The 19,335-nt window shown below is 52.2% G+C and carries 22 protein-coding genes; 12 read left to right on the forward strand and 10 right to left on the reverse strand.

What is annotated here, in order from left to right; genetic code table 11:
- Positions 1 to 26: 26 nt before the first annotated feature.
- Positions 27 to 971, reverse strand: coding sequence for an ADP-glyceromanno-heptose 6-epimerase (gene rfaD / locus N8M53_RS00775; RefSeq protein ID WP_269579147.1), 945 nt, complete (start codon positions 969 to 971; stop codon positions 27 to 29).
- Between the two features lie 103 nt (positions 972 to 1,074).
- Here rfaD and N8M53_RS00780 point away from each other — a divergent pair, with 103 nt between their 5' ends.
- The 3 genes from N8M53_RS00780 to tdh all read left to right on the forward strand — a co-directional run bounded on the left by N8M53_RS00780 (position 1,075) and on the right by tdh (position 4,181).
- Entirely contained in the window at positions 1,075 to 1,743 is a 669-nt protein-coding gene (locus N8M53_RS00780; protein WP_269579148.1) for a TetR/AcrR family transcriptional regulator, read from the forward strand.
- Positions 1,744 to 1,936: 193 nt separating this feature from the next.
- Positions 1,937 to 3,133 (forward strand): glycine C-acetyltransferase, encoded by a 1,197-nt coding sequence (locus N8M53_RS00785; protein WP_269579149.1) that lies wholly within the window; start codon positions 1,937 to 1,939, stop codon positions 3,131 to 3,133.
- Between the two features lie 19 nt (positions 3,134 to 3,152).
- A complete protein-coding gene (gene tdh / locus N8M53_RS00790; RefSeq protein ID WP_269579955.1) occupies positions 3,153 to 4,181 on the forward strand; it encodes an L-threonine 3-dehydrogenase in 1,029 nt (342 codons plus the stop codon).
- A gap of 83 nt (positions 4,182 to 4,264) precedes the next feature.
- On the opposite strand, the gene N8M53_RS00795 is transcribed toward tdh, so the two are convergent.
- Together N8M53_RS00795 and gpmM are read right to left on the reverse strand one after the other, a co-directional pair.
- The gene (locus N8M53_RS00795) at positions 4,265 to 5,398 is read right to left on the reverse strand and encodes a peptidoglycan DD-metalloendopeptidase family protein (protein WP_269579150.1); all 1,134 of its coding nucleotides are present in this window, start codon (positions 5,396 to 5,398) and stop codon (positions 4,265 to 4,267) included.
- A gap of 7 nt (positions 5,399 to 5,405) precedes the next feature.
- A complete protein-coding gene (gene gpmM / locus N8M53_RS00800; RefSeq protein ID WP_269579151.1) occupies positions 5,406 to 6,944 on the reverse strand; it encodes a 2,3-bisphosphoglycerate-independent phosphoglycerate mutase in 1,539 nt (512 codons plus the stop codon).
- A gap of 478 nt (positions 6,945 to 7,422) precedes the next feature.
- On the opposite strand from gpmM, the gene N8M53_RS00805 reads away from it, so the two are divergent.
- The 4 genes from N8M53_RS00805 (at position 7,423) to cysE (ending at position 10,440) form a co-directional block, all read left to right on the forward strand.
- Positions 7,423 to 7,884 carry a rhodanese-like domain-containing protein gene (locus tag N8M53_RS00805; protein WP_269579152.1) on the forward strand — a complete coding sequence of 154 codons (462 nt, stop codon included), beginning with the start codon at positions 7,423 to 7,425 and terminating at the stop codon, positions 7,882 to 7,884.
- 98 nt (positions 7,885 to 7,982) lie between these two features.
- Positions 7,983 to 8,462 carry a protein-export chaperone SecB gene (gene secB, locus N8M53_RS00810; protein WP_269579153.1) on the forward strand — a complete coding sequence of 160 codons (480 nt, stop codon included), beginning with the start codon at positions 7,983 to 7,985 and terminating at the stop codon, positions 8,460 to 8,462.
- A gap of 9 nt (positions 8,463 to 8,471) precedes the next feature.
- Entirely contained in the window at positions 8,472 to 9,491 is a 1,020-nt protein-coding gene (gene gpsA, locus N8M53_RS00815) for an NAD(P)H-dependent glycerol-3-phosphate dehydrogenase (protein ID WP_269579956.1), read from the forward strand.
- A 115-nt stretch (positions 9,492 to 9,606) separates the two neighbouring features.
- Positions 9,607 to 10,440 (forward strand): serine O-acetyltransferase, encoded by an 834-nt coding sequence (gene cysE, locus N8M53_RS00820; protein WP_231637427.1) that lies wholly within the window; start codon positions 9,607 to 9,609, stop codon positions 10,438 to 10,440.
- Positions 10,441 to 10,567: 127 nt separating this feature from the next.
- Here cysE and pfkA read toward each other — a convergent pair whose 3' ends face one another.
- From pfkA to N8M53_RS00835, 3 genes are all read right to left on the reverse strand, one after another.
- Complete coding sequence (gene pfkA / locus N8M53_RS00825; protein WP_269579154.1) at positions 10,568 to 11,530, reverse strand: 6-phosphofructokinase; 963 nt, start codon at positions 11,528 to 11,530, stop codon at positions 10,568 to 10,570.
- 186 nt (positions 11,531 to 11,716) lie between these two features.
- Complete coding sequence (fieF, locus tag N8M53_RS00830) at positions 11,717 to 12,607, reverse strand: CDF family cation-efflux transporter FieF (RefSeq protein ID WP_269579155.1); 891 nt, start codon at positions 12,605 to 12,607, stop codon at positions 11,717 to 11,719.
- 77 nt (positions 12,608 to 12,684) lie between these two features.
- Positions 12,685 to 13,140 carry a Spy/CpxP family protein refolding chaperone gene (locus tag N8M53_RS00835; protein WP_269579156.1) on the reverse strand — a complete coding sequence of 152 codons (456 nt, stop codon included), beginning with the start codon at positions 13,138 to 13,140 and terminating at the stop codon, positions 12,685 to 12,687.
- A gap of 168 nt (positions 13,141 to 13,308) precedes the next feature.
- On the opposite strand from N8M53_RS00835, the gene N8M53_RS00840 reads away from it, so the two are divergent.
- From N8M53_RS00840 to trmL, 3 genes are all read left to right on the forward strand, one after another.
- Complete coding sequence (locus N8M53_RS00840) at positions 13,309 to 14,004, forward strand: response regulator (RefSeq protein ID WP_269579157.1); 696 nt, start codon at positions 13,309 to 13,311, stop codon at positions 14,002 to 14,004.
- Positions 13,992 to 15,392 (forward strand): envelope stress sensor histidine kinase CpxA, encoded by a 1,401-nt coding sequence (gene cpxA / locus N8M53_RS00845; RefSeq protein ID WP_269579158.1) that lies wholly within the window; start codon positions 13,992 to 13,994, stop codon positions 15,390 to 15,392. The genes N8M53_RS00840 and cpxA overlap by 13 nt, the downstream gene beginning before the upstream one ends.
- A 63-nt stretch (positions 15,393 to 15,455) precedes the next feature.
- Positions 15,456 to 15,920: a tRNA (uridine(34)/cytosine(34)/5-carboxymethylaminomethyluridine(34)-2'-O)-methyltransferase TrmL gene (gene trmL / locus N8M53_RS00850; RefSeq protein ID WP_269579159.1), complete on the forward strand. Its 465-nt coding sequence runs from the start codon at positions 15,456 to 15,458 to the stop codon at positions 15,918 to 15,920.
- 50 nt (positions 15,921 to 15,970) lie between these two features.
- Here the strand turns inward: trmL and tpiA are convergent, their stop codons facing one another.
- Positions 15,971 to 16,738: a triose-phosphate isomerase gene (tpiA, locus tag N8M53_RS00855; RefSeq protein WP_077638708.1), complete on the reverse strand. Its 768-nt coding sequence runs from the start codon at positions 16,736 to 16,738 to the stop codon at positions 15,971 to 15,973.
- Between the two features lie 264 nt (positions 16,739 to 17,002).
- On the opposite strand from tpiA, the gene N8M53_RS00860 reads away from it, so the two are divergent.
- Entirely contained in the window at positions 17,003 to 17,365 is a 363-nt protein-coding gene (locus N8M53_RS00860; RefSeq protein ID WP_269579160.1) for a 5-carboxymethyl-2-hydroxymuconate Delta-isomerase, read from the forward strand.
- Between the two features lie 2 nt (positions 17,366 to 17,367).
- On the opposite strand, the gene N8M53_RS00865 is transcribed toward N8M53_RS00860, so the two are convergent.
- Positions 17,368 to 17,721 (reverse strand): DUF3135 domain-containing protein, encoded by a 354-nt coding sequence (locus N8M53_RS00865; RefSeq protein WP_269579161.1) that lies wholly within the window; start codon positions 17,719 to 17,721, stop codon positions 17,368 to 17,370.
- A gap of 60 nt (positions 17,722 to 17,781) precedes the next feature.
- Between N8M53_RS00865 and N8M53_RS00870 the strand changes: the two genes are divergently transcribed.
- Positions 17,782 to 17,970: a hypothetical protein gene (locus tag N8M53_RS00870; protein WP_269579162.1), complete on the forward strand. Its 189-nt coding sequence runs from the start codon at positions 17,782 to 17,784 to the stop codon at positions 17,968 to 17,970.
- Here N8M53_RS00870 and N8M53_RS00875 read toward each other — a convergent pair.
- Positions 17,961 to 18,704 (reverse strand): ferredoxin--NADP reductase, encoded by a 744-nt coding sequence (locus N8M53_RS00875; protein ID WP_269579163.1) that lies wholly within the window; start codon positions 18,702 to 18,704, stop codon positions 17,961 to 17,963. The two genes, N8M53_RS00870 and N8M53_RS00875, sit on opposite strands and share 10 nt — an antisense overlap.
- A 9-nt stretch (positions 18,705 to 18,713) precedes the next feature.
- On the reverse strand, positions 18,714 to 19,334 hold the full coding sequence (locus N8M53_RS00880; protein ID WP_269579164.1) for a helix-turn-helix transcriptional regulator: 621 nt from the start codon (positions 19,332 to 19,334) through the stop codon (positions 18,714 to 18,716).
- Position 19,335: the final 1 nt, after the last annotated feature.

Genomic DNA, 19,335 nt, shown 5'->3' on the forward strand with positions numbered 1-19,335 from the left:
ACCATCAAGGGGACGAATTGCTTTTATTAGCGATTGATTTCGGCTAGGTAAGCGGCGACACCTTCTGCCACTGTCTTAAAGGAGGCGGTGTACCCCGCTTCACGTACCTTGGTCAGATCAGCTTGTGTGTACGCTTGATAGCGACCTTTTAGGTGTTCGGGGAAGGGGATTTCTTCAATCTCGCCTTGACCGTGGAAGTCGATAACTGCGTTGGCAACCGCACTAAAGGGCTCAGCGCGGCCGGTACCACAGTTGTAGATCCCGCTGATCTGTTGCTGCCAGAACCAAATATTCATTGCGCAGACATCACCGACATAGACAAAGTCACGCTTGAAGGTATCACTGCCCTCAAAGAGTTTGGGGTTCTCGCCTTTTAGAATTTGTTGATTGAGGTGATAGGCCACTGACGCCATGCTGCCTTTGTGCTGTTCGCGCGGACCATACACATTAAAATAACGGAAGCCAGTAATCGGTGGCAGTGTCTCGCCATGGGCCTTAGCATCTTCTTGCACGCGACGAACATAGTTGTCGAATTGCTGTTTGGAATACCCGTATACATTCAGCGCGCCTTCATACTCTGGCGCTTCAATGAAGTCACTGTCGCGGCCGCCATAGGTGGCTGCTGACGAGGCGTAGAGAAAGGGGATGTCACGGTCAATACAATAATGCAACAGCTCTTTGGAGTATTCGTAGTTATTGAGCATCATGTATTTGCCATCCCACTCTGTGGTAGTCGAACAGGCACCTTGGTGGAAAATGGCTTCGATTGGGCCGAAATTTTCACCAGCCATGATTTGGGTAAGAAAATCTTCCTTATCCATGTAGTCCGCGATGTCGAGGTCAACCAGGTTAACGAATTTGGTGCCGTCTTTGAGGTTATCGACCACCACGATGTCACGGTAGCCTTGCTCGTTCAGTGCTTTTACTAAGTTGCTGCCAATCATGCCAGCACCACCAGTCACAAAAATCATATCGTTACCTAATTCATTTTTATCTGACGACAGACCTCGTCGCCATTACTGTTGACTGTGATAGTATGGTTGAGCATCAACCGGGCAGAGGACTGAACCATACATGAAAACCCGAGACCGAATTATCCATGCTGCACTGGCTTTATTCAATCAACATGGTGAGCCGAATATCACCACAAACCATATCGCGGCAGATCTCGGGATAAGCCCGGGGAACCTTTACTACCACTTCCGTAATAAAGAAGCGATTATACACAGTATATTCGACCAATACGCGCAAGATCTTGCCCTTGCCTTTGATCCTAGTCAGCCTCGTGACGATACCCAAGCTTTACTGCAGCATTATCTCGACGCGACCTTTAGCTTGATGTGGCGTTATCGGTTTTTTTACGCCAATTTGCCGGACATTTTGCGCCGAGACGACGCTCTGCAGCAAAAATATCTAGGTGCGCAACAACAGCTGCAAACTAACTTGATGACCATCTTGCATCACTATCGGCAAGCCGGTTGGCTTAGCCTCAATGACCGCGCCTTGTCCGCGATCGGGGAAACGCTTAAGCAAGTGGCGTCGAGCTGGATTTTCTACCAAAGTGCGCAAGCCCCCCAAACGCAAATTCATGCAGGCGTCATTTACAAAGGCGTTTTGCAGATGTTGGCATTGCTTCATCCGCTGACATCAGCACAGGGGCAAATGGCCATCAGTGCGTTAATAGACCACTACGAACAGCAGTTAGTTCGCCAAGACTCACGCTCGCTGGATACATTGAACTGAGTTATCTCTCTAGGCTGACGTCGCATTGCGCGATATTCGTCCAGCTTGTCAGTGATTACACGATATGAATCACTGTCTGGTGCCCCTTATTGGCACAAAACGCGTGAACGTGCCATGATAGCAAGCATTCATTCGTCGTACACAATGTGTGCGACGGCCTTCCCAAAGTAATCATCACAGCACGGAGATTGCGATGACGGCTGCCTTCTATCAGCAAATTCGTCATCAGCTTGAGCAAGTAAAAGCTGATGGCTTGTACAAAAGTGAACGCCTTATCACCTCGCCACAAGCGGCCAGTGTCGCCGTCAATCATGAACAGCAGGTACTGAACTTTTGCGCCAATAACTACTTGGGGCTGGCGAACCATCCTGAGTTGGTCAAGGCTGCCAAGGCAGGGATGGATGAGCATGGTTTTGGTATGGCGTCGGTGCGGTTTATTTGTGGGACGCAAGATGCACACAAAACCTTGGAAGCCAAGTTATCTGACTTTCTCGGGATGGAAGATACCATCCTTTATTCCTCATGCTTTGATGCTAATGCGGGATTGTTCGAGACCATTCTCGGCCCAGACGATGCCATTATTTCTGATGCGCTAAACCATGCGTCAATCATTGATGGCGTACGCTTGTGTAAAGCGAAGCGATTCCGTTATGCCAACAACGATATGGACGAGCTGGAAGCCCAGCTTAAAGCCGCGAAAGCGGCCGGTGTGGCAAATATCTTGATTGTGACCGATGGTGTCTTCTCGATGGACGGCGTGGTCGCGAACTTGCCGGCTGTGTGCGATCTTGCGGAGCAATATGGCGCGCTGGTGATGGTGGATGACTCCCATGCGGTGGGCTTTATGGGCGAGCATGGCCGAGGCACCCACGAATACCATCAAGTAATGAATCGCGTCGATATCATCACTGGCACCTTGGGTAAAGCCATGGGCGGTGCGTCAGGAGGCTACACCTCAGGCAAAAAAGAGGTGATTGATTGGCTGCGTCAGCGTTCGCGTCCTTATCTCTTCTCCAACTCGCTGGCCCCCGCGATTGTGTCGGCATCAATTCGTGTACTGGATATGCTGGCTGAAAGCGATCATTTGCGTGAGCAGCTTTGGGATAACAGCCAACACTTCCGTGCACGCATGACCGACGCTGGCTTTACCTTGGCAGGTGCGGATCACGCCATTATTCCCGTGATGCTCGGCGATGCCAAAGTGGCCAGTGAGTTTGCTGAGCGGATGATGGAAGAGGGCGTCTATGTGGTGGGCTTCTCCTACCCAGTGGTACCGAAAGGTCAAGCACGTATCCGCACCCAGATGTCAGCCGCACATACGCGTGAGCAACTGGACCGTGCCATTGATGCCTTCATTAAAATAGGCAAAGAGATGCAACTGATTGGGTAATGTCATGACACAAACAACCATGAAAGCCTTGGCCAAGCTCAAAGCGGAGCCTGGTATTTGGATGACCGAGACCGAGCTTCCTGCGCTGGGGCACAACGATTTGCTGATCAAAATTCGTAAAACCGCTATTTGTGGCACCGATGTGCACATTTACAAGTGGGATGAATGGTCACAAAACACCATTCCGGTGCCGATGGTGGTCGGCCATGAATATGTCGGTGAAGTGGTCGGCATTGGCCAAGAAGTGCGCGGGTTCTCGCTGGGTGACCGCGTATCGGGTGAAGGCCATATCACCTGTGGGCATTGCCGTAACTGTCGTGGTGGTCGTACTCACCTGTGCCGCAACACGGTTGGTGTGGGGGTTAACCGTGAAGGCGCGTTTGCTGAGTACTTAGTGATCCCCGCTTACAATGCGTTCAAAATCCCGGATGAGATCTCGGATGACTTGGCCTCTATTTTCGACCCATTCGGTAATGCGGTACATACTGCACTGTCATTTGATTTGGTGGGCGAAGACGTGTTGATCACCGGCGCGGGGCCGATTGGCATCATGGCCGCTGCGGTGGCCCGTCATGTTGGGGCGCGTCATGTGGTGATCACCGATGTGAACGAGTATCGCCTCGAATTAGCGCGTAAAATGGGCGTAACCCGTGCGGTCAATGTCGCCAATACCTCGCTGGAATCAGTGATGGAAGAGCTGGGGATGAGTGAAGGCTTTGATGTTGGCCTCGAAATGTCCGGCGTACCGTCGGCGTTTAATAGCATGCTGACGGCCATGAATCATGGTGGCAATATCGCCCTCCTTGGCATCCCACCGAGTGATATGGGCATTGATTGGAATCAGGTGATCTTTAAAGGGCTCGTGATCAAAGGTATCTACGGCCGGGAGATGTTCGAAACCTGGTACAAAATGGCATCGCTAATCCAATCTGGCTTGGATTTAACCCCGATCATCACCCACCACTACAGCGTGGATGATTTCCAACAAGGCTTTGATGTGATGTGTTCAGGGCAATCTGGCAAGGTGATCCTCGATTGGCAAGACTAATGCCCGACAGCCGGAACCATGTTTAGCCGTGTTGATGCGCGCTAGGCACGAGTGACAAACGCCCGCCTGCATGGTGGGCGTTTTTAATCCAGCCAAGGTAGCGGATTGGTGGTGTTGCCTTTGCGGCGAATTTCGAAATATAGAGAAGGAGTGGATTGGCCACCACTGTCACCGACCAAGGCGATAGGCTCACCGGCGGTCACGGTATCGCCCACGTCTTTGAGCAAAGCTTGGTTATAGCCATACAAGGTCATGTCACCTTTACCGTGGTCTACTGCAATCAATAGGCCATAGCCACGCAACCAGCTCGACAGCACCACTTTTCCTGCATGGGCGGCTTGGACCTCGGTGCCGCGCTTGGCACCAATCACGATACCATTCCATGACACCTCACCGGATTGGCGCTCGCCAAAGCGGTGCAACAATTTGCCTTTGGTCGGCCAACGTAATTTTCCCTTGGCCTTGCCGATGCCCGCCATTTTCACTTGCGCGCGCCTTGCGGCGGCAGCGATCTGCTCTTGCAGGCGTTGTTTATTGGCTTTGAGCTCAGCTAAATAAGCACTGTCGCTGGCAATTTTAGCCCGGATTTTTTTCGCGGTCTGGCTTTGCGAGGCTTGCTCCTGTTCCAATGCTTGTTTTTTCTCGGTTAACTCTGCGACCAAGCTAGCCTGCTTATCACGTTGCTGTTTGAGCTGATGGGCCGTGAGTTGGTAATCGGTGCGGGTAGCGGCTAGTGATTCGATCGCCGCCTTCATGGTGCTTGCAAGCACCTCTGCGTACTTTGTGAGGCGGTCAAGTTTCGCTGGAGACTCTTGGCTCAGTAGGCGTTTAAGCTGATCGTGCTCGCCTTGGCGATATTGGGCGTCAATTAATTCGGCCAACTGTGCCTGCTGGGCAATCATCTCTTGTTTGAGTCGCGCTTGTTTTTTGCTCAAGCGCGTGATTTGGGCATCAGTCTGCTGCAGGGTTTGCTGGGCTTGGCGCGTTTTTTTAGACAGGGTGTCAATGCGTTTCGACTGTGCTTTTAGATCGCTTTGTAACGCATTGAGCTTTTTATTGTGCGCCGCCAATTGCGATTGCTGGCGGGCAATTTCATCGCTCACTCCCTCTAGCTCAGAATTAGCATGGGCAGCGCCAACTAACAGGCAGAGAAAAACGCCAGTGCATAATGCACTGGCGCGGAGGGTTTGGCGTAAGCGTGTTCGTTTCTCCCGCATGGGGGGATTATTTCAGATCGAACAGTGGCTTGCCAGTCATCTCTTCAGGAATCTCCATCCCGGTCAAGGCCAGCATGGTCGGCGCCAGATCAGACAGCTTACCGCCCTCTTTCAAGCTGACCGGCTGACTACCCACATACATCAGCGGTACTGGCAAGTTGGTGTGTGCCGTGTACGCACCGCCGGTCTCTTCGTTGACCATCATCTCAGCATTACCGTGGTCGGCGGTGATCAGCATCTGACCATCCACTTCTTTGATGGCTTCCAACACACGGCCGATGCAGTGATCAACGGCTTCACAAGCTTGAACTGCCGCGTCATACACCCCAGTGTGGCCCACCATATCACCGTTTGGATAGTTGCAGATGATCATATCGAACTTACCAGACTTAATCGCATCAACTAACTTATCGGTCAGCTCTTCTGAACTCATTTCAGGTTGCAGATCATAGGTAGCGACTTTTGGTGAGGCGACCAAGGCACGCTCTTCGCCTTCAAACACGGTCTCGATGCCGCCGTTGAAGAAGAAGGTCACGTGTGCGTACTTTTCGGTTTCAGAGATACGCAGCTGGGTTTTACCGGTTTTCGACAGCCATTCACCCAAGGTGTTCGACAAGCTCTCAGGTGGGAAAGCCACCGTGGTATCGATGTCAGCGGCGTATTCCGTCAGCATCACAAAGTCAGACAGTTCCGCGTATTTTTTACGCGCAAAGCCATCAAAATCAGGCATAAAGGCGCGCGTCATTTGACGAGCACGGTCGGCACGGAAGTTCATGAAAACGACCGCATCGCCATCGTTGATGGTCGCTTTGTTGTCACCGTCACGGTAAATTTCCGTTGGGGCGACAAATTCATCATTTTCTTCACGTGCGTAAGCGGCTTCCAAGCCTTCTACAGCGCTGGTCGCAGTGAATTCGCCTTGCGCTTGGGTGAGCAAATCATAAGCGCGCTCGACACGGTCCCAGTTGTTGTCACGGTCCATGGCATAATAACGACCAACCAGCGACGCGGTACGGCCTTTACCCAGTTTTTCAAACAGGGCATCGAAGCGCTCTAGCGATGCTTTTGCACTGCGTGGCGGTGTATCACGGCCATCCAAGAAGCAGTGCAGATAAATTTGATCGGCACCGCGCTCTGCGGCCAGTTCAACCATGGCGGCAATATGATCTTCGTGGCTGTGTACACCGCCTGGCGACATCAGGCCCATGATATGTACGGCTTTGCCCTTATCGACGGCTTTATCAACGGCAGCTGTCAGTGCTGGGGTTTGGTTAAACTCACCGTCCGCAATGGATTTGCCAATACGGGTCAAGTCTTGGTAAACCACGCGACCTGCGCCGATGTTGACATGGCCAACTTCTGAGTTACCCATTTGACCATCAGGCAGACCCACATCGAAACCGGACGCTGAAATCAGTGTGCTGTTCTCGGCCATGAGGCTGTCGATCACAGGGGTGCTGGCGTTAGTGATAGCATTGTCACTTTTAGGGTCGCGATAACCCCAGCCATCGAGAATCACCAGTGCAAGTGGTTTTTTCGCAGACATGTTACGTCCTCTTAATTCAAGCAAAAGACTGACATTGGATGCCAATGACATTGGATGTCATGGAGCAACCACTGAGGCATGGAGCCAGATGCATGGCTAGCTTCAGGACTCAGTGTGTGCGTAATTTTACAACATTTTACGGGCTGATATGTAGGCTAAGATCAATTATCCCAGCTGACAAGTTAACCAGCAAGCCTTGGTTCACTTGCCTTCGACCCTTGACTCCCCTCATTATGGCGAAGATCGCCGCTGTGCGCGAATGGCTTGGCTCGATTTCTGCGATTGATGAAACCTTCTTTCTTTTCAAGTTATTGAGCGGAAGGTGAAAACGCGGGGGCGTGCGTATGAGTGAGCAAACGCGCGATTTCGTCTCGGCAGGCTGTAAAACCATGGCGAGCAGGTTATACTCGACACCATTTTCACCCCTTGATGGACTCTCGCCCTCGGCGAGACAAGCAAGCAGTATAGAGCAAAGGTTATGCAGGAATATATTGATTTTGTCTCCAACAACATGATTCTCACCTTGGTATGGGTGGGTTTGGCGGCCACGTTATTGATGTCGCTGATTAAACAAAAAAACGCAGCGTACAAAGTGGTGGGCCCCAACGAAGCGGCGATCCTCAACAACCGAGAGAATGGGGTGTTCGTTGATATTCGTGGCCACGATGATTTCCGTGCTGGCCACATCACGGGCGCGCTTAATGTGTTACCGAGTGAAATCAAATCACAGTCGTTTGGTGAGCTTGAAAAACACAAAAATGACCCCATCATTGTGGTATGCAAAACCGGTCAAACGGCGGCTGACAGTGCCAACCAACTGGCAAAAGCTGGCTTCGAATCCGTGTATATTCTCAAAGACGGTTTGACCTCTTGGAACGATGCCAAAATGCCACTTGTTCGCGCCAAAAGCGGCAAGGGCAAAGGCAAAAAGAAAAAGTGATCCTTCACTCAATTCTCGAGCGACCGCATGACGCGGTGGCTCGCATTTTTTAATGTGCGCTGGCGCATTAGCAATTTTTTAAATAAGGACGAACCATCATGGCTGAAGCCGAAAACAACCAACAAGCCGAGCAAAATTTTGCCATTCAACGCGTTTTTCTCAAGGACGTGTCTTTTGAAGCACCAAACTCTCCAGAAGTGTTCCAGCAAGATTGGGCGCCAGACGTTAACCTTGATTTGGACACGCAAAGCCGTGAGTTGGGTGAAGGTATCTATGAAGTGATCTTGCGTTTGACCGTGACGGTGAAAAACCAAGACAGCAATGCGTTCCTTTGTGAAGTACAGCAGGGTGGTATTTTCTCTGTGTCAGGGATGGAGTCGCCACAATTGGCACACTGCTTGGGCGCATTCTGTCCAAACATCCTCTTCCCGTATGCGCGTGAAACGATTTCGAGCTTGGTCGTTAAAGGTACCTTCCCACAGCTAAACCTGGCACCGGTTAACTTTGATGCCTTGTTTATGAACTACCTGCAGCAGCAGGCGGGCGAGGCATCAAGCGAAGAAGACGCACAAGCATAAGGTGTGATGATGACAGATCTTGCTCCCACTCAAGATGCGGCCATTACGGTTCTGGGCGCTGGCTCTTACGGGACGGCGCTGGCGATCTCGTTGGCCAGAAATGGTGCCAACGTGGTGTTATGGGGGCACGATCCGAGTCATGTCGCGCAGCTAGAGATTGATCGCGCCAACCATGCTTTTCTCCCAGATGTTGCGTTTCCAGACTCGTTAGTGCTCTGTGCGGATCTCTCTGTTGCAGTCAATGCCAGTCGCGATTTGCTTGTGGTCGTGCCCAGCCATGTTTTTGCTGATGTACTGAGCCAAGTGCGCCCTCACTTACGTGCCGACTCTCGCATATGTTGGGCGACCAAAGGCCTAGAGCCCGAGACTGGACGCCTATTGCAAGAGGTGGCGCGGGAACAATTGGGTGACGATATTCCGCTCGCGGTTTTATCTGGCCCTACGTTTGCGAAAGAGCTCGCCGCTGGCATGCCGACCGCGATTTCGGTGGCCTCGCCCGATGCAGAGTTCGTGAGTGATTTACAAGAGACCATTCATTGCCAACACAGCTTTCGCGTCTATGGAAACCATGACTTCATTGGTATGCAGCTTGGCGGCGCGGTGAAAAACGTGATTGCGATTGGTGCTGGGATTTCCGATGGTATTGGCTTTGGCGCAAACGCACGAACGGCATTGATTACCCGAGGGCTTGCCGAAATGACCCGGCTGGGTGAAGCGCTGGGTGCCTCTCGAGATACCTTTATGGGGATGGCGGGATTAGGCGATTTGGTGCTCACGTGCACCGATAACCAATCACGTAACCGACGCTTTGGCTTGGCCTTGGGTCAAGGTGAGGATGTGCAAGGTGCCCAAGACAACATCGGGCAAGTGGTCGAAGGGTATCGCAACACCAAAGAAGTATGGGCACTGGCCCAACGTGCGGGGGTTGAAATGCCAATCGTCGAGCAGATTTACCAGGTGCTGTATCAAGGCAAACTGGCCCATCATGCTGCGCGAGATTTGCTGGCACGAGACAAAAAGTCCGAATAACAGCAAAGACGAACAGAGTAACGCGCGGGGTGAGAACCGCGCGTTTTTTTTATACACTGGCGTGAGGCGGTGTTGTCGCCTGAGTGGTAGATCATTTGGGATAAGGATGAAGGCAGTGAATCAGGCCAAAAAACAATGCCAACAAGATCGTGTCTGGCAAGCAGTGAAAAAAGAAGCGCGTGAGCATTCAGAGCGTGAGCCGATGTTGGCGAGTTTTTACCATGCCACCATTATTAAGCACGACAATTTAGCCAGTGCACTGAGTTATATTCTCGCTAACAAGCTTTCCACGCCCTCGATGCCCTCAATGGCGGTGCGAGAAGTGATAGAAGAAGTCTATGCTAATGATGCTTGCGTGGCGGAATCCGCGGCGTGTGATATCTGTGCCACCGTTGAGCGCGATCCGGCTGTCGAATTGTATTCAACGCCACTTTTATACCTAAAAGGCTTTCATGCGTTGCAAGGCTTTCGGGTCGCTAACTGGCTATGGCGTCAAGGACGAAAAGAGTTGGCCACCTACTTACAAAACCAAATTTCGGTGACCAGCCAAGTGGATGTTCATCCTGCGGCCTGTATTGGCCGTGGCATTATGTTCGACCACGCCACGGGTATTGTTATCGGTGAAACCGCGGTCATTGAAGACAATGTGTCTATTCTCCAAGATGTCACCTTGGGCGGCACCGGCAAAGAGGGCGGCGACCGCCATCCGAAGATCCGCACGGGCGTGATGATCGGTGCTGGGGCGAAAATTCTGGGTAATATTGATATTGGTGAGGGGGCGAAAATTGGCTCCTGCTCCGTGGTGCTTAACCCAGTACCACCTCATACCACGGTGGCTGGCGTACCGGCAAAGATTGTGGGTCGGCCCAGCTCGCACATGCCATCGCTGGATATGGATCAAGAATTTAATGGCTCGCACAAGACATTTATCTCGGGAGATGGGATATAACGCGGCTTGCAGAAGCGCGGCTTGCATAAGCGCGATGCATAAGCGCGGGCCTCACCCAAGCCATCTCAGAATAAAAAACGGAGCCGTCAGGCTCCGTTTTGTTATGCATAAATCATGATGCCGCTATTTAGAACAGCTTTTCGGCGACTTCGTACAGGTCGTCGCGGAATGGGCGCTTCATGTTTTCAATCGCATCGATGATGTCGTGGTGCACCATTTTGTCATTCTGAATACCGACACAACGGCCACCTTCTCCTTGCTGAAGAAGGTCAACGGCGTAAGCGCCCATGCGCGAGGCAAGAATGCGGTCAAAGGCGCCGGGCTGGCCACCACGTTGAATATGACCAAGAATGGTCGCACGTGTTTCGCGGCCGGTTTCTGTCTCAATGAACTTCGCGAGTTCATTAGCGTCGGTCATCAGCTCAGTGATCGCGATGATCGCGTGTTTCTTGCCTTTGTAGATGCCTTCTTTAACCTTGGCGAGAAGCTTGTCTTTATCCAAGCCGATCTCTGGGGTGATGATGTATTCACAACCACCGGCAATCGATGCCATCAAGGTTAAGTCACCACAATGGCGTCCCATCACCTCAACAATTGAGATACGCTGGTGAGACGATGAGGTGTCGCGTAGGCGGTCAATGGCGTCAATCACTGTGTTCATTGCCGTCATATAGCCGATGGTGTAGTCCGTCCCGGCGACGTCGTTGTCAATGGTGCCAGGTAGGCCGATACAGGGGTAGCCCATTTCGGTGAGCTTTTTCGCTCCCATAAAGGAGCCATCACCACCGATCACGACCAAGGCGTCGATGCCGTGCATCTTGAGGTTTTGGATCGCTTGCTCACGGACTTTTTCGTCGGCAAATTCAGGGAAACGTGCCGAGCCTAAAAACGTACCGCCGCGGTTAATCACGTCGGAAACACTGGTGCGGTTGAGGCGCTCAATACGGTTTTGATGCAGGCCGAGAAAGCCATCATAAATACCATATACTTCTAAGCCTTCGCTGAGCGCGCTGCGAACCACACCGCGAATCGCTGCGTTCATACCTGGCGCATCACCGCCACTGGTCAAAACACCAATTTTTCTAACCATGGTTACCCTCTAACTGTTCGTCACTTAATTCGTGCCGATTGCGGTAATGGCAACCTGCTTGCCCCAGTGAACCCGCAATGACGATCGCTTAAACTGTAATTTTCCTACTTCTGTAATAGTATTACAATTGCTATAGAAAAAAAGTTGATACATGTCAGCCCGATGAGCTTTTGTTCATGCCATCAATCACGCTTTTGCCTCTTTTGGCACCACGGATTTGGGGTCTTGATGGATGATCACATCTGCCCCGGGAAAGGCGACGAGCAATCTATCTTCCACTTCATCGGCAATTGTGTGTGCATCCACTAAGGGTAGCTCGTCATCCAGCTCTATGTGTAATTGGATAAACTTTGTCATGCCCGCCTGCCGAGTGCGCAGTTGATGAATGCCATGCACCCCTACCACTGAGCTCGAGAGCACGGCAATTTTTTCTTGTTCTTCAAGCGGTAACTGCCTATCGAGCAGTGATTGGATGGCCTCGTAAGCCATTTTAAGCGCTTGCGATAAGATAAATAGACTGATGGCAATCGCAAACCAGGCATCGGCTTGCGTCCAGCCGTACCAACTGAGGCCGAGAGCAATAATAATCGCAACGTTCATTAATAAATCAGATTGGTAATGAAGCGCATCGGCGGCGATGGCGGGGCTGGCGGTTTTACGGATCACCCATTTTTGAAACAGTACCAAACCAAGGGTGATCACGGTGGCACCGACACTGACCATAATGCCAAGTTCAGGAGCGGCAATCGGTACGGGCTTGAACAAACGTTCGAGCCCGCTGAGCAGCAAGAATGAGGCGGAGCCAATAATGAAGGTGGATTGCGCCAACGCGGCCAGTGATTCCGCTTTACCATGACCAAAGCTGTGTTCACTGTCCGCGGGCTGAACCGCATAGCGCACCACGAGCAAGTTAGTGACGGAGGCAAGCAAGTCGAGCAGTGAATCAACAAACGAGGCCAGCACACTGACCGATCCGGTGAGCCACCACGCGATGAGTTTGGCTAATAGGAGGAGGGTCGCAACACAGGTGGCTGCCCACGCCGCGGCTTCGACCCAAAACGCATACTTTTTTGTCATACTAAGGGCAGTCGGTTAATCAACACTGCCCTCAAGTATATATGCCCTTGACGGCAAACGTATGACACGGCGCAGGTTTAGCGCCAACAGTCACCTTTTTGACCCGACTGGTGATGCCCCCCTTTGCCACGGTGACCGTGACCGCGCTGGTCCCGTTTTTCCATCATGGTATCGAAAAAGGCGCTTTGTTGCTCAGGTGTTAGCACTTGCAACATCGCATGTTGGTGACGAGCGTGAGCCAAACGACTCTCAAGGTTAGGTTGTGACTGAGACGACAATAGGTCGCGCACCGCTGCTTCATCGAACGTCTCTTGGGTGAGCAGTGTATGCATGTTGGTATGGAAGTCGCCTCGTGCTTGTTGGCGCTGGGCTCGGTAGTCATCTCGCAATGCTTCAAGCTGCGTCTTTTGCTCAGCGGTCAAGTTCAGGTCACGCCACATACCGCGGTCCATGCCACCGCCAAAGTGCGGGGCAGCCAAGGTGGGAAGGGTCACTGCCGCAAGTGCCAAGCCAATGGTCAAGCGTTTCATCATCTTTCTCCTTTAGTGGGTTGTTTACCCTGTTAGCCTACGTGCTGGGATGTAAAGTGACGTTATTGGGTGTAAAGATGGGTAAAGTCACGCATGTGCGTGAGCCGCTATGATAGAAATACACCCTGTGCGGTGTCACAAACACGCCACGTTGGGAATGAGTGTAAAAGCATGTATCAAGTTTTAATCATCGATGATGACACAGCGTTAACAGGTCTTCTGAGCGAACTGCTGTCCTTGGAAGGATTTTCGGTGCGCTGCGCGGATAACGGCCAAGTGGGTTTGGAGATGGCCAGTGCGTCACCGCCCGATATCATTTTGCTGGATGTGATGATGCCAGTGCTCAACGGGATGGAAACCTTGCGCCAGCTACGCGCCACCTCCAACGTGGCGATTTTGATGCTCACTGCACGAGGTGAGGAAGTGGATCGCGTGATGGGGCTAGAGTTGGGTGCGGATGATTACTTAGCAAAACCGTTTAGCGATAGAGAGCTACTGGCAAGGATGCGTGCTATTTTGCGCCGCACGCAGGCCGTCACTGTGACTGAGGCATGCGCAGATGATGAGCCGGTACTGGCCCATCATGATGTGCGTGTTTACCCGCGCCGGCTGGAAACCCTGTGCCAAGACTCACCAGTGGATCTGACTGGAATGGAAACGGAAATGTTGGTGTGCTTACTGCAGCACCCTGGAGAAGTGGTGAGTAAAGCCTTGCTCAGCGAACAAGTACTGGGCAAGCGCTTAATGCCGTTTGATAGAGCGGTAGATGTGCATATCTCCAACTTACGCAAGAAGTTGCCAGAGCGCCTTGATGGTAAGCCAAGGATAAAAACATTGCGCGGGAAAGGTTACTTATGGGTCGATTAACAGCGCTGCGGCATCGTCTCGGTGAGCGTTGGGGGCAAATACCGTTTCTTGGCAGCCTCTATGGTCGGGTTTTTATCATTTTTTGGCTCACCTTACTGGTGGTGCTCGCGGCAGTGATGTGGGCCCAACGTGGTGACCCGCGTAGCCTGCATGCGATCCCATCCGCGGAAAAAGCGCGTATTGCGGCTCAGATTGAACAAATGGTTTCTGTGTCGCAGCGCCGAGGCCTCCCTTTGTCTGTGTTGGCGGCGCGGCAAAACCAACATCACGGCCATCGCCGCGCACCATTCAAACTCTACTGGGTGCCTGACAGCGCGACGCTCGATATGTTGCCTCGAGAGTTACGTCACTTTATGTCACGCACCTCAGACTCCGCTACCCCCATGCAGCGTCTTTATCGAGGAACCATGCTCGCTGGGCCGTTTCCGGTTGTGACGCCTGAAGGCGCAGGGCGCTTTTATCACGCTAGACGTTGGCAGCCTCGGCTACCCTTTGTCCTCAAAATACTGGAAAAACCGGAACATTTGTTGGTAGTAACCATGCTGGTGAGCACCCCTTTGCTGTTGTGGCTAGCGTATACTTTAACGCGCCCGGCCAGGCGTTTTCAGGCGGCCAGCCGACGGGTGGCGCACGGTGAATTAGTGACCGATCCTCAGCTTGAGCAAGGTCCGAGGGAGTTTCGTGATGCAGGGCGAGGTTTTAACCAAATGGTCACTGCGCTTAATCAGATGGTGACGGGACAACAACAACTGGTATCAGATATTTCTCATGAATTACGCTCGCCGCTCACGCGTTTGCAAATGGCGCGGGCTCTCGCTGCGCGTGAGCTGGGCGATAGCGAGGCGTTAGCGAGAATTGAACGCGAAGCAAGCCAACTCGAGGCGCTGATCAGCGAGTTACTGACCTTGTCACGCTTACAATCCCAAGGCCATCTCGAACGAGAAAGGATCAGTGCCGAGACCTTGTGGCAAACAGTGATAGAAGATGCCCAGTTTGAAGCCAGTCAACAAGGTAAGCAAGTCACCAGCAATGGGATCCCCGATGCCATGCTGACCGCCAATGTGCGCCTAGCACGTAGTGCCCTAGACAATGTATTACGCAACGCCATTCACTATGCAGACCAACAGATTAACATCACGGTGGAACGAGAGGAGGCACAGTTGTGCATTGTGGTCGAAGATGATGGACCTGGGGTACCAGAGACGATGTTAAAAGACATTTTCCGCCCGTTTTACCGAGTATCGGCCGCGCGTGATCGCCAAAGTGGAGGCTCAGGGCTTGGACTGGCGATTACCGCACAAGCGATTCAACAGCACGGTGGGCGGGTTAACGCGGCCAATCGCCCTCAAGGTGGGCTGGCGGTGTGTTTATATTGGCCATGTGGTTAATATTGCGCAATCCACAAGCGGTTGCGACAATACCGCCTTTGCTGGATTTTGCGGGTCACTGCTATGTTTGATATCGCGCTCTATGAGCCTGAAATTGCACCGAATACGGGCAATATTATTCGCCTGTGTGCCAATTGCGGCGCGCACTTACATCTGATTGAGCCGCTAGGGTTTGATCTTGACGAGAAGAAAGTCCGTCGCGCGGGATTGGATTATCACGACCTTGCGCGCGTAACACGGCATAAAGATTACGCAGCCTTTGCAAAAGCGATGGCGGGGCGTCGTATTTTTGCGTGTACCACCAAAGCAACCCAGTTTCACACCCAAGCCTCATTCCAAACCGGCGATGTATTGCTGTTTGGTCCGGAAACGCGGGGATTACCCAATACGCTGATCCAGTCGCTATCAGAAGATCAGCGATTGCGGATCCCCATGCAGGCGGACGCTCGTAGTCTTAACCTATCCAATGCTGTGGCTATCATTGGCTATGAAGTTTGGCGTCAATTAGGGTTTGCCGGCGCACAATAAAAAACGTCCCCAGTCAGGGGACGTTTTTTTAGGCGTTTAGTGTCAGTCGCTTACGCTTTTTTCGCGTCAGCCGCTGCTTTCGCGATGGCCGCAAAGCCCGCTGCGTCAAGCGCGGCACCGCCAACCAAGGCACCGTCGATGTCTGGCATTGCAAACAGCTCCGCCGCGTTGCCAGCTTTTACCGAGCCGCCGTATTGAATAACCACTTTGCTCGCCACGTCTTCACTGTAAGATGCAATGTGCTTGCGAATCGCAGCATGGATATCTTGTGCTTGCTGTGCGGTAGCCGCTTTACCGGTGCCGATAGCCCAGATTGGCTCGTAGGCGATCACGGCATCGTTCAAGGCTTCAACCCCTTGTGATTGGATCACAGCGTCAAGCTGACGTGCGCATACCGCGAGGGTTTCGCCGGCTTCGTTTTGTGCTTCAGACTCACCGATACAAAGCACAGGCGTTAGGCCGTTTTCTTTTAAGAAAGCAAACTTCTGCGCGACAAACTCGTCAGACTCTTGATGATATTCACGACGCTCTGAGTGGCCGATAATGATATGGGTCGCACCAAAGTCTTTCAGCATCTCTGCAGAGATATCACCGGTGAATGCGCCGCTGTTGTGTGTGTCGACGTTTTGCGCACCGAGTTTGATGGCGCTATCAGCCAGCAGTTGCTCGGCTTGGGCCAAATACATGACTGGTGGCGCGACGGCAACGTCTACGCCTTCAACACCTTTAAGTTCAGCGTTTAGGCCGTTAAGCAGTTCAGTGACCATGGCTTTGCTGCCATTGAGTTTCCAGTTACCCATTACCAATGGACGGCGCATAGGAATTCCTCCGCGGTTTAGTTGATTTGAAGTCAAAAGATGTAAAGAAGGTAGTCTATTGTAGCGCGGCCTTCTCTGTTTAAAATCATAGAATGGCGAGAATGCTTTCGTTTTTACCCGTTTTAGGACGAAAAGGGAACCTTAAGGTAGTAAATTTTCATCAGAATGACAGGCTGGCATCGACAAAAGTGTGACGGTCGCGCTCGTGGTAAGGCAAGACTTTCGGCACTATGCGAGTTGGCGTTTTTTATGGAGGGACGTTTTATGCCCCATCTGGTGATGGAATACACAGACGCACTGGCCGAGCGCGTCAATATCGATCAATTGGTGGATGACTTGCACCGTGCCGCGATTGCTACCGGCTGCTTTGACCCTGAGGCCTTAAAGTCGCGCGCTGTTCCTTGTGGTGTGTGGCGGGTTGGTGCCCAGTCAGACCGCAGTGAATTTGTCCACGTAGAGTTTCGTTTGCTTGCCGGACGCAGTGACACGCAAAAAGCAGCGATTAGTGACGCACTCACCGCACCGCTACGCGAGCACGCCGGTCACGTGAGCAGTTTAACGGTAGAAGTCCGTGATATGGACACCAACAGCTACCGTAAGTGGGTGGGTGACAAGCAAGCAATGTAAACCTAACTTGGACGCTCGGGCGCATTGGCGGTCGCTTTTCTGGCGGCTTGGCCGACGCGAAAGTCCATAATGTCCGCTTGATGACTGCGCAGCTCTTCGGGTGCCGTGAAGGCGGTGGCAAAACGCGAGTATTGGCGGGTGAGAGCCTGAAATAACATCACGTTGACGTGTAATGGGTTCTTGCCATGGTCAATCATTCGGTTGATATGGCTTAACATCGCATGTAGCTGAGGTTGAGTGGCGTAAGATGCATTGGCGATGACATCTTCACTCATTCTAAGTCTCAGCTCTTCTAGTGCACGAGGGTCAGACTCAGCCAGTGCCGCTAACTCATCGAAAGAGGGGAGGGTTTTCATCGCTTACTCCTTACACGCAGCCGATCATCTGAATCGTGTTACCAAAGCGTTAATTTAACTATGAGCCGAGGGCTGGTGGGGATCAAATTAGGCGTGTCTGGCTATATTGACGGCCTGAATGGAGATGCAGACGGGGGCGAGGGCAATCGACTGAATCCGAATTGGTTTTTGCAGTTAATTCTTGTCGATAAAAAATCCCTGCTTTACCGTATGCGTGTCAGCAAAGCAGGGGGAATGGCTTACCAGTAATGCTCGGTGGTGACGTTGCCAGGCTTACGGCGTAGGTTTTTGCTTAGCCCTTTGCCTTCCAGTAGTGTTTTCACTTCTTTGACCATGGCTGGGTTGCCACACAGCATCACTTGGCTTTGTTCAGGGGTAAGGGGAAGACCCACTACCCGTTCAAGCAGCCCGTCTTCGAGTGCGTGAGTCACGCGTCCAGAGAGCGCACCAGCGGTCGGCTCACGACTGACAAAGGGCTGAACCACCAATTGATCGGGGTATTGTTCTTGCAGCGCGTTAATGCGCGCTTGGTAGGTTAAATCCGCCGCAAAACGCACGGCATGCACCAGTATGATTTTCCGAAAACGCGACCATACGTCCCCTTGCTCCATCAAAGAAATATAAGGGCCAATTGCCGTCCCAGTAGCAAACATCCAAAGGTGTTGGCCTTGCGGTACCTCATCAAGGGTGAAATAGCCAGCCGGGTCTTGAGTGATCATCACATTTTCTCCCGGCTCCAGTGCGTGGAGGCGGGGCGACATTAAACCGTCTGCAACGCGAGTAGCATAAACTTCTAAGTATTTACTGTGTGGAGGATTCACGAACGAGTAGGCACGCTGGATCAACTTGCCATCGATCTCCATGCCGAGTTTTGTGAATTGGCCTGCCTTAAACGGCTCGACAGGGGCGGATAACACCAGGCTGAAGAGATCCTTTGTCCAATGTTGGTTCTCCACTACCTCAGCCTTGATCCAAGTGGCCATATTACCTCCTCACGTCTTTTCTCCAATACGGTATGTGCAGCGGCGCTGTCCTGAGACGATATGCTCTTCGCGCTCAACGCGATACGCCTCACCGAGTAGGTGACGGAATAACTGGATCTCCGATCGGCATAACGCCGGACAGGATTTCGCTGCGTGACAGATAGGGCAGTGATGTTCAATCAGTATATAGTCAACGCCGTCTCGGTGAAGCTCGGCCATATATCCCTCGCTCTCTCTAAGATACGTCAAGGTTTGCAATTTAGCCTCTAAATTATCGCAATCTTTGAGCGCGTCTTGATATTGCGCAAAGGTAGCCGCTTCGCGTTGCGCGATCACTTTTGCCACCCCTTGTTCGCCAAACACGTCTTGCACCGAGTCAATAAGCACAACCGATAAGTCATTATGGCTGTCGGCAAACCGGCGATGGCCGCGGGCAGTCAGAGACCAATGGCGTGACGGCCTACCTACTTTGGCGCGAATATCTTCAAAGTCGACCAAGCCATCATGCTCTAAGCTTTGCAAATGCTGACGCACTCCCATGGTCGTCATGCTGAGCTGCTCTGCTAGGGCTTTCGCACTTACGCTTCCTTCGCGTTTGATGGTATGTAGAATGCGGTCAGTGGACTTCATG

Origin of the sequence: Salinivibrio kushneri, assembly GCF_027286325.1 — a bacterium.
Taxonomy (GTDB): Bacteria; Pseudomonadota; Gammaproteobacteria; order Enterobacterales; family Vibrionaceae; genus Salinivibrio; species Salinivibrio kushneri_A.

Coding starts and splice junctions, on each gene's coding strand:
- rfaD (WP_269579147.1), bottom strand. CDS start 971: ATGATTTTTGTGACTGGTGGTGCTGGCATGATTGGCAGCAACTTAGTA.
- N8M53_RS00780 (WP_269579148.1), top strand. CDS start 1,075: ATGAAAACCCGAGACCGAATTATCCATGCTGCACTGGCTTTATTCAAT.
- N8M53_RS00785 (WP_269579149.1), top strand. CDS start 1,937: ATGACGGCTGCCTTCTATCAGCAAATTCGTCATCAGCTTGAGCAAGTA.
- tdh (WP_269579955.1), top strand. CDS start 3,153: ATGAAAGCCTTGGCCAAGCTCAAAGCGGAGCCTGGTATTTGGATGACC.
- N8M53_RS00795 (WP_269579150.1), bottom strand. CDS start 5,398: ATGCGGGAGAAACGAACACGCTTACGCCAAACCCTCCGCGCCAGTGCA.
- gpmM (WP_269579151.1), bottom strand. CDS start 6,944: ATGTCTGCGAAAAAACCACTTGCACTGGTGATTCTCGATGGCTGGGGT.
- N8M53_RS00805 (WP_269579152.1), top strand. CDS start 7,423: ATGCAGGAATATATTGATTTTGTCTCCAACAACATGATTCTCACCTTG.
- secB (WP_269579153.1), top strand. CDS start 7,983: ATGGCTGAAGCCGAAAACAACCAACAAGCCGAGCAAAATTTTGCCATT.
- gpsA (WP_269579956.1), top strand. CDS start 8,472: ATGACAGATCTTGCTCCCACTCAAGATGCGGCCATTACGGTTCTGGGC.
- pfkA (WP_269579154.1), bottom strand. CDS start 11,530: ATGGTTAGAAAAATTGGTGTTTTGACCAGTGGCGGTGATGCGCCAGGT.
- fieF (WP_269579155.1), bottom strand. CDS start 12,607: ATGACAAAAAAGTATGCGTTTTGGGTCGAAGCCGCGGCGTGGGCAGCC.
- N8M53_RS00835 (WP_269579156.1), bottom strand. CDS start 13,140: ATGATGAAACGCTTGACCATTGGCTTGGCACTTGCGGCAGTGACCCTT.
- N8M53_RS00840 (WP_269579157.1), top strand. CDS start 13,309: ATGTATCAAGTTTTAATCATCGATGATGACACAGCGTTAACAGGTCTT.
- cpxA (WP_269579158.1), top strand. CDS start 13,992: ATGGGTCGATTAACAGCGCTGCGGCATCGTCTCGGTGAGCGTTGGGGG.
- trmL (WP_269579159.1), top strand. CDS start 15,456: ATGTTTGATATCGCGCTCTATGAGCCTGAAATTGCACCGAATACGGGC.
- tpiA (WP_077638708.1), bottom strand. CDS start 16,738: ATGCGCCGTCCATTGGTAATGGGTAACTGGAAACTCAATGGCAGCAAA.
- N8M53_RS00860 (WP_269579160.1), top strand. CDS start 17,003: ATGCCCCATCTGGTGATGGAATACACAGACGCACTGGCCGAGCGCGTC.
- N8M53_RS00865 (WP_269579161.1), bottom strand. CDS start 17,721: ATGAAAACCCTCCCCTCTTTCGATGAGTTAGCGGCACTGGCTGAGTCT.
- N8M53_RS00870 (WP_269579162.1), top strand. CDS start 17,782: ATGAGCCGAGGGCTGGTGGGGATCAAATTAGGCGTGTCTGGCTATATT.
- N8M53_RS00875 (WP_269579163.1), bottom strand. CDS start 18,704: ATGGCCACTTGGATCAAGGCTGAGGTAGTGGAGAACCAACATTGGACA.
- N8M53_RS00880 (WP_269579164.1), bottom strand. CDS start 19,334: ATGAAGTCCACTGACCGCATTCTACATACCATCAAACGCGAAGGAAGC.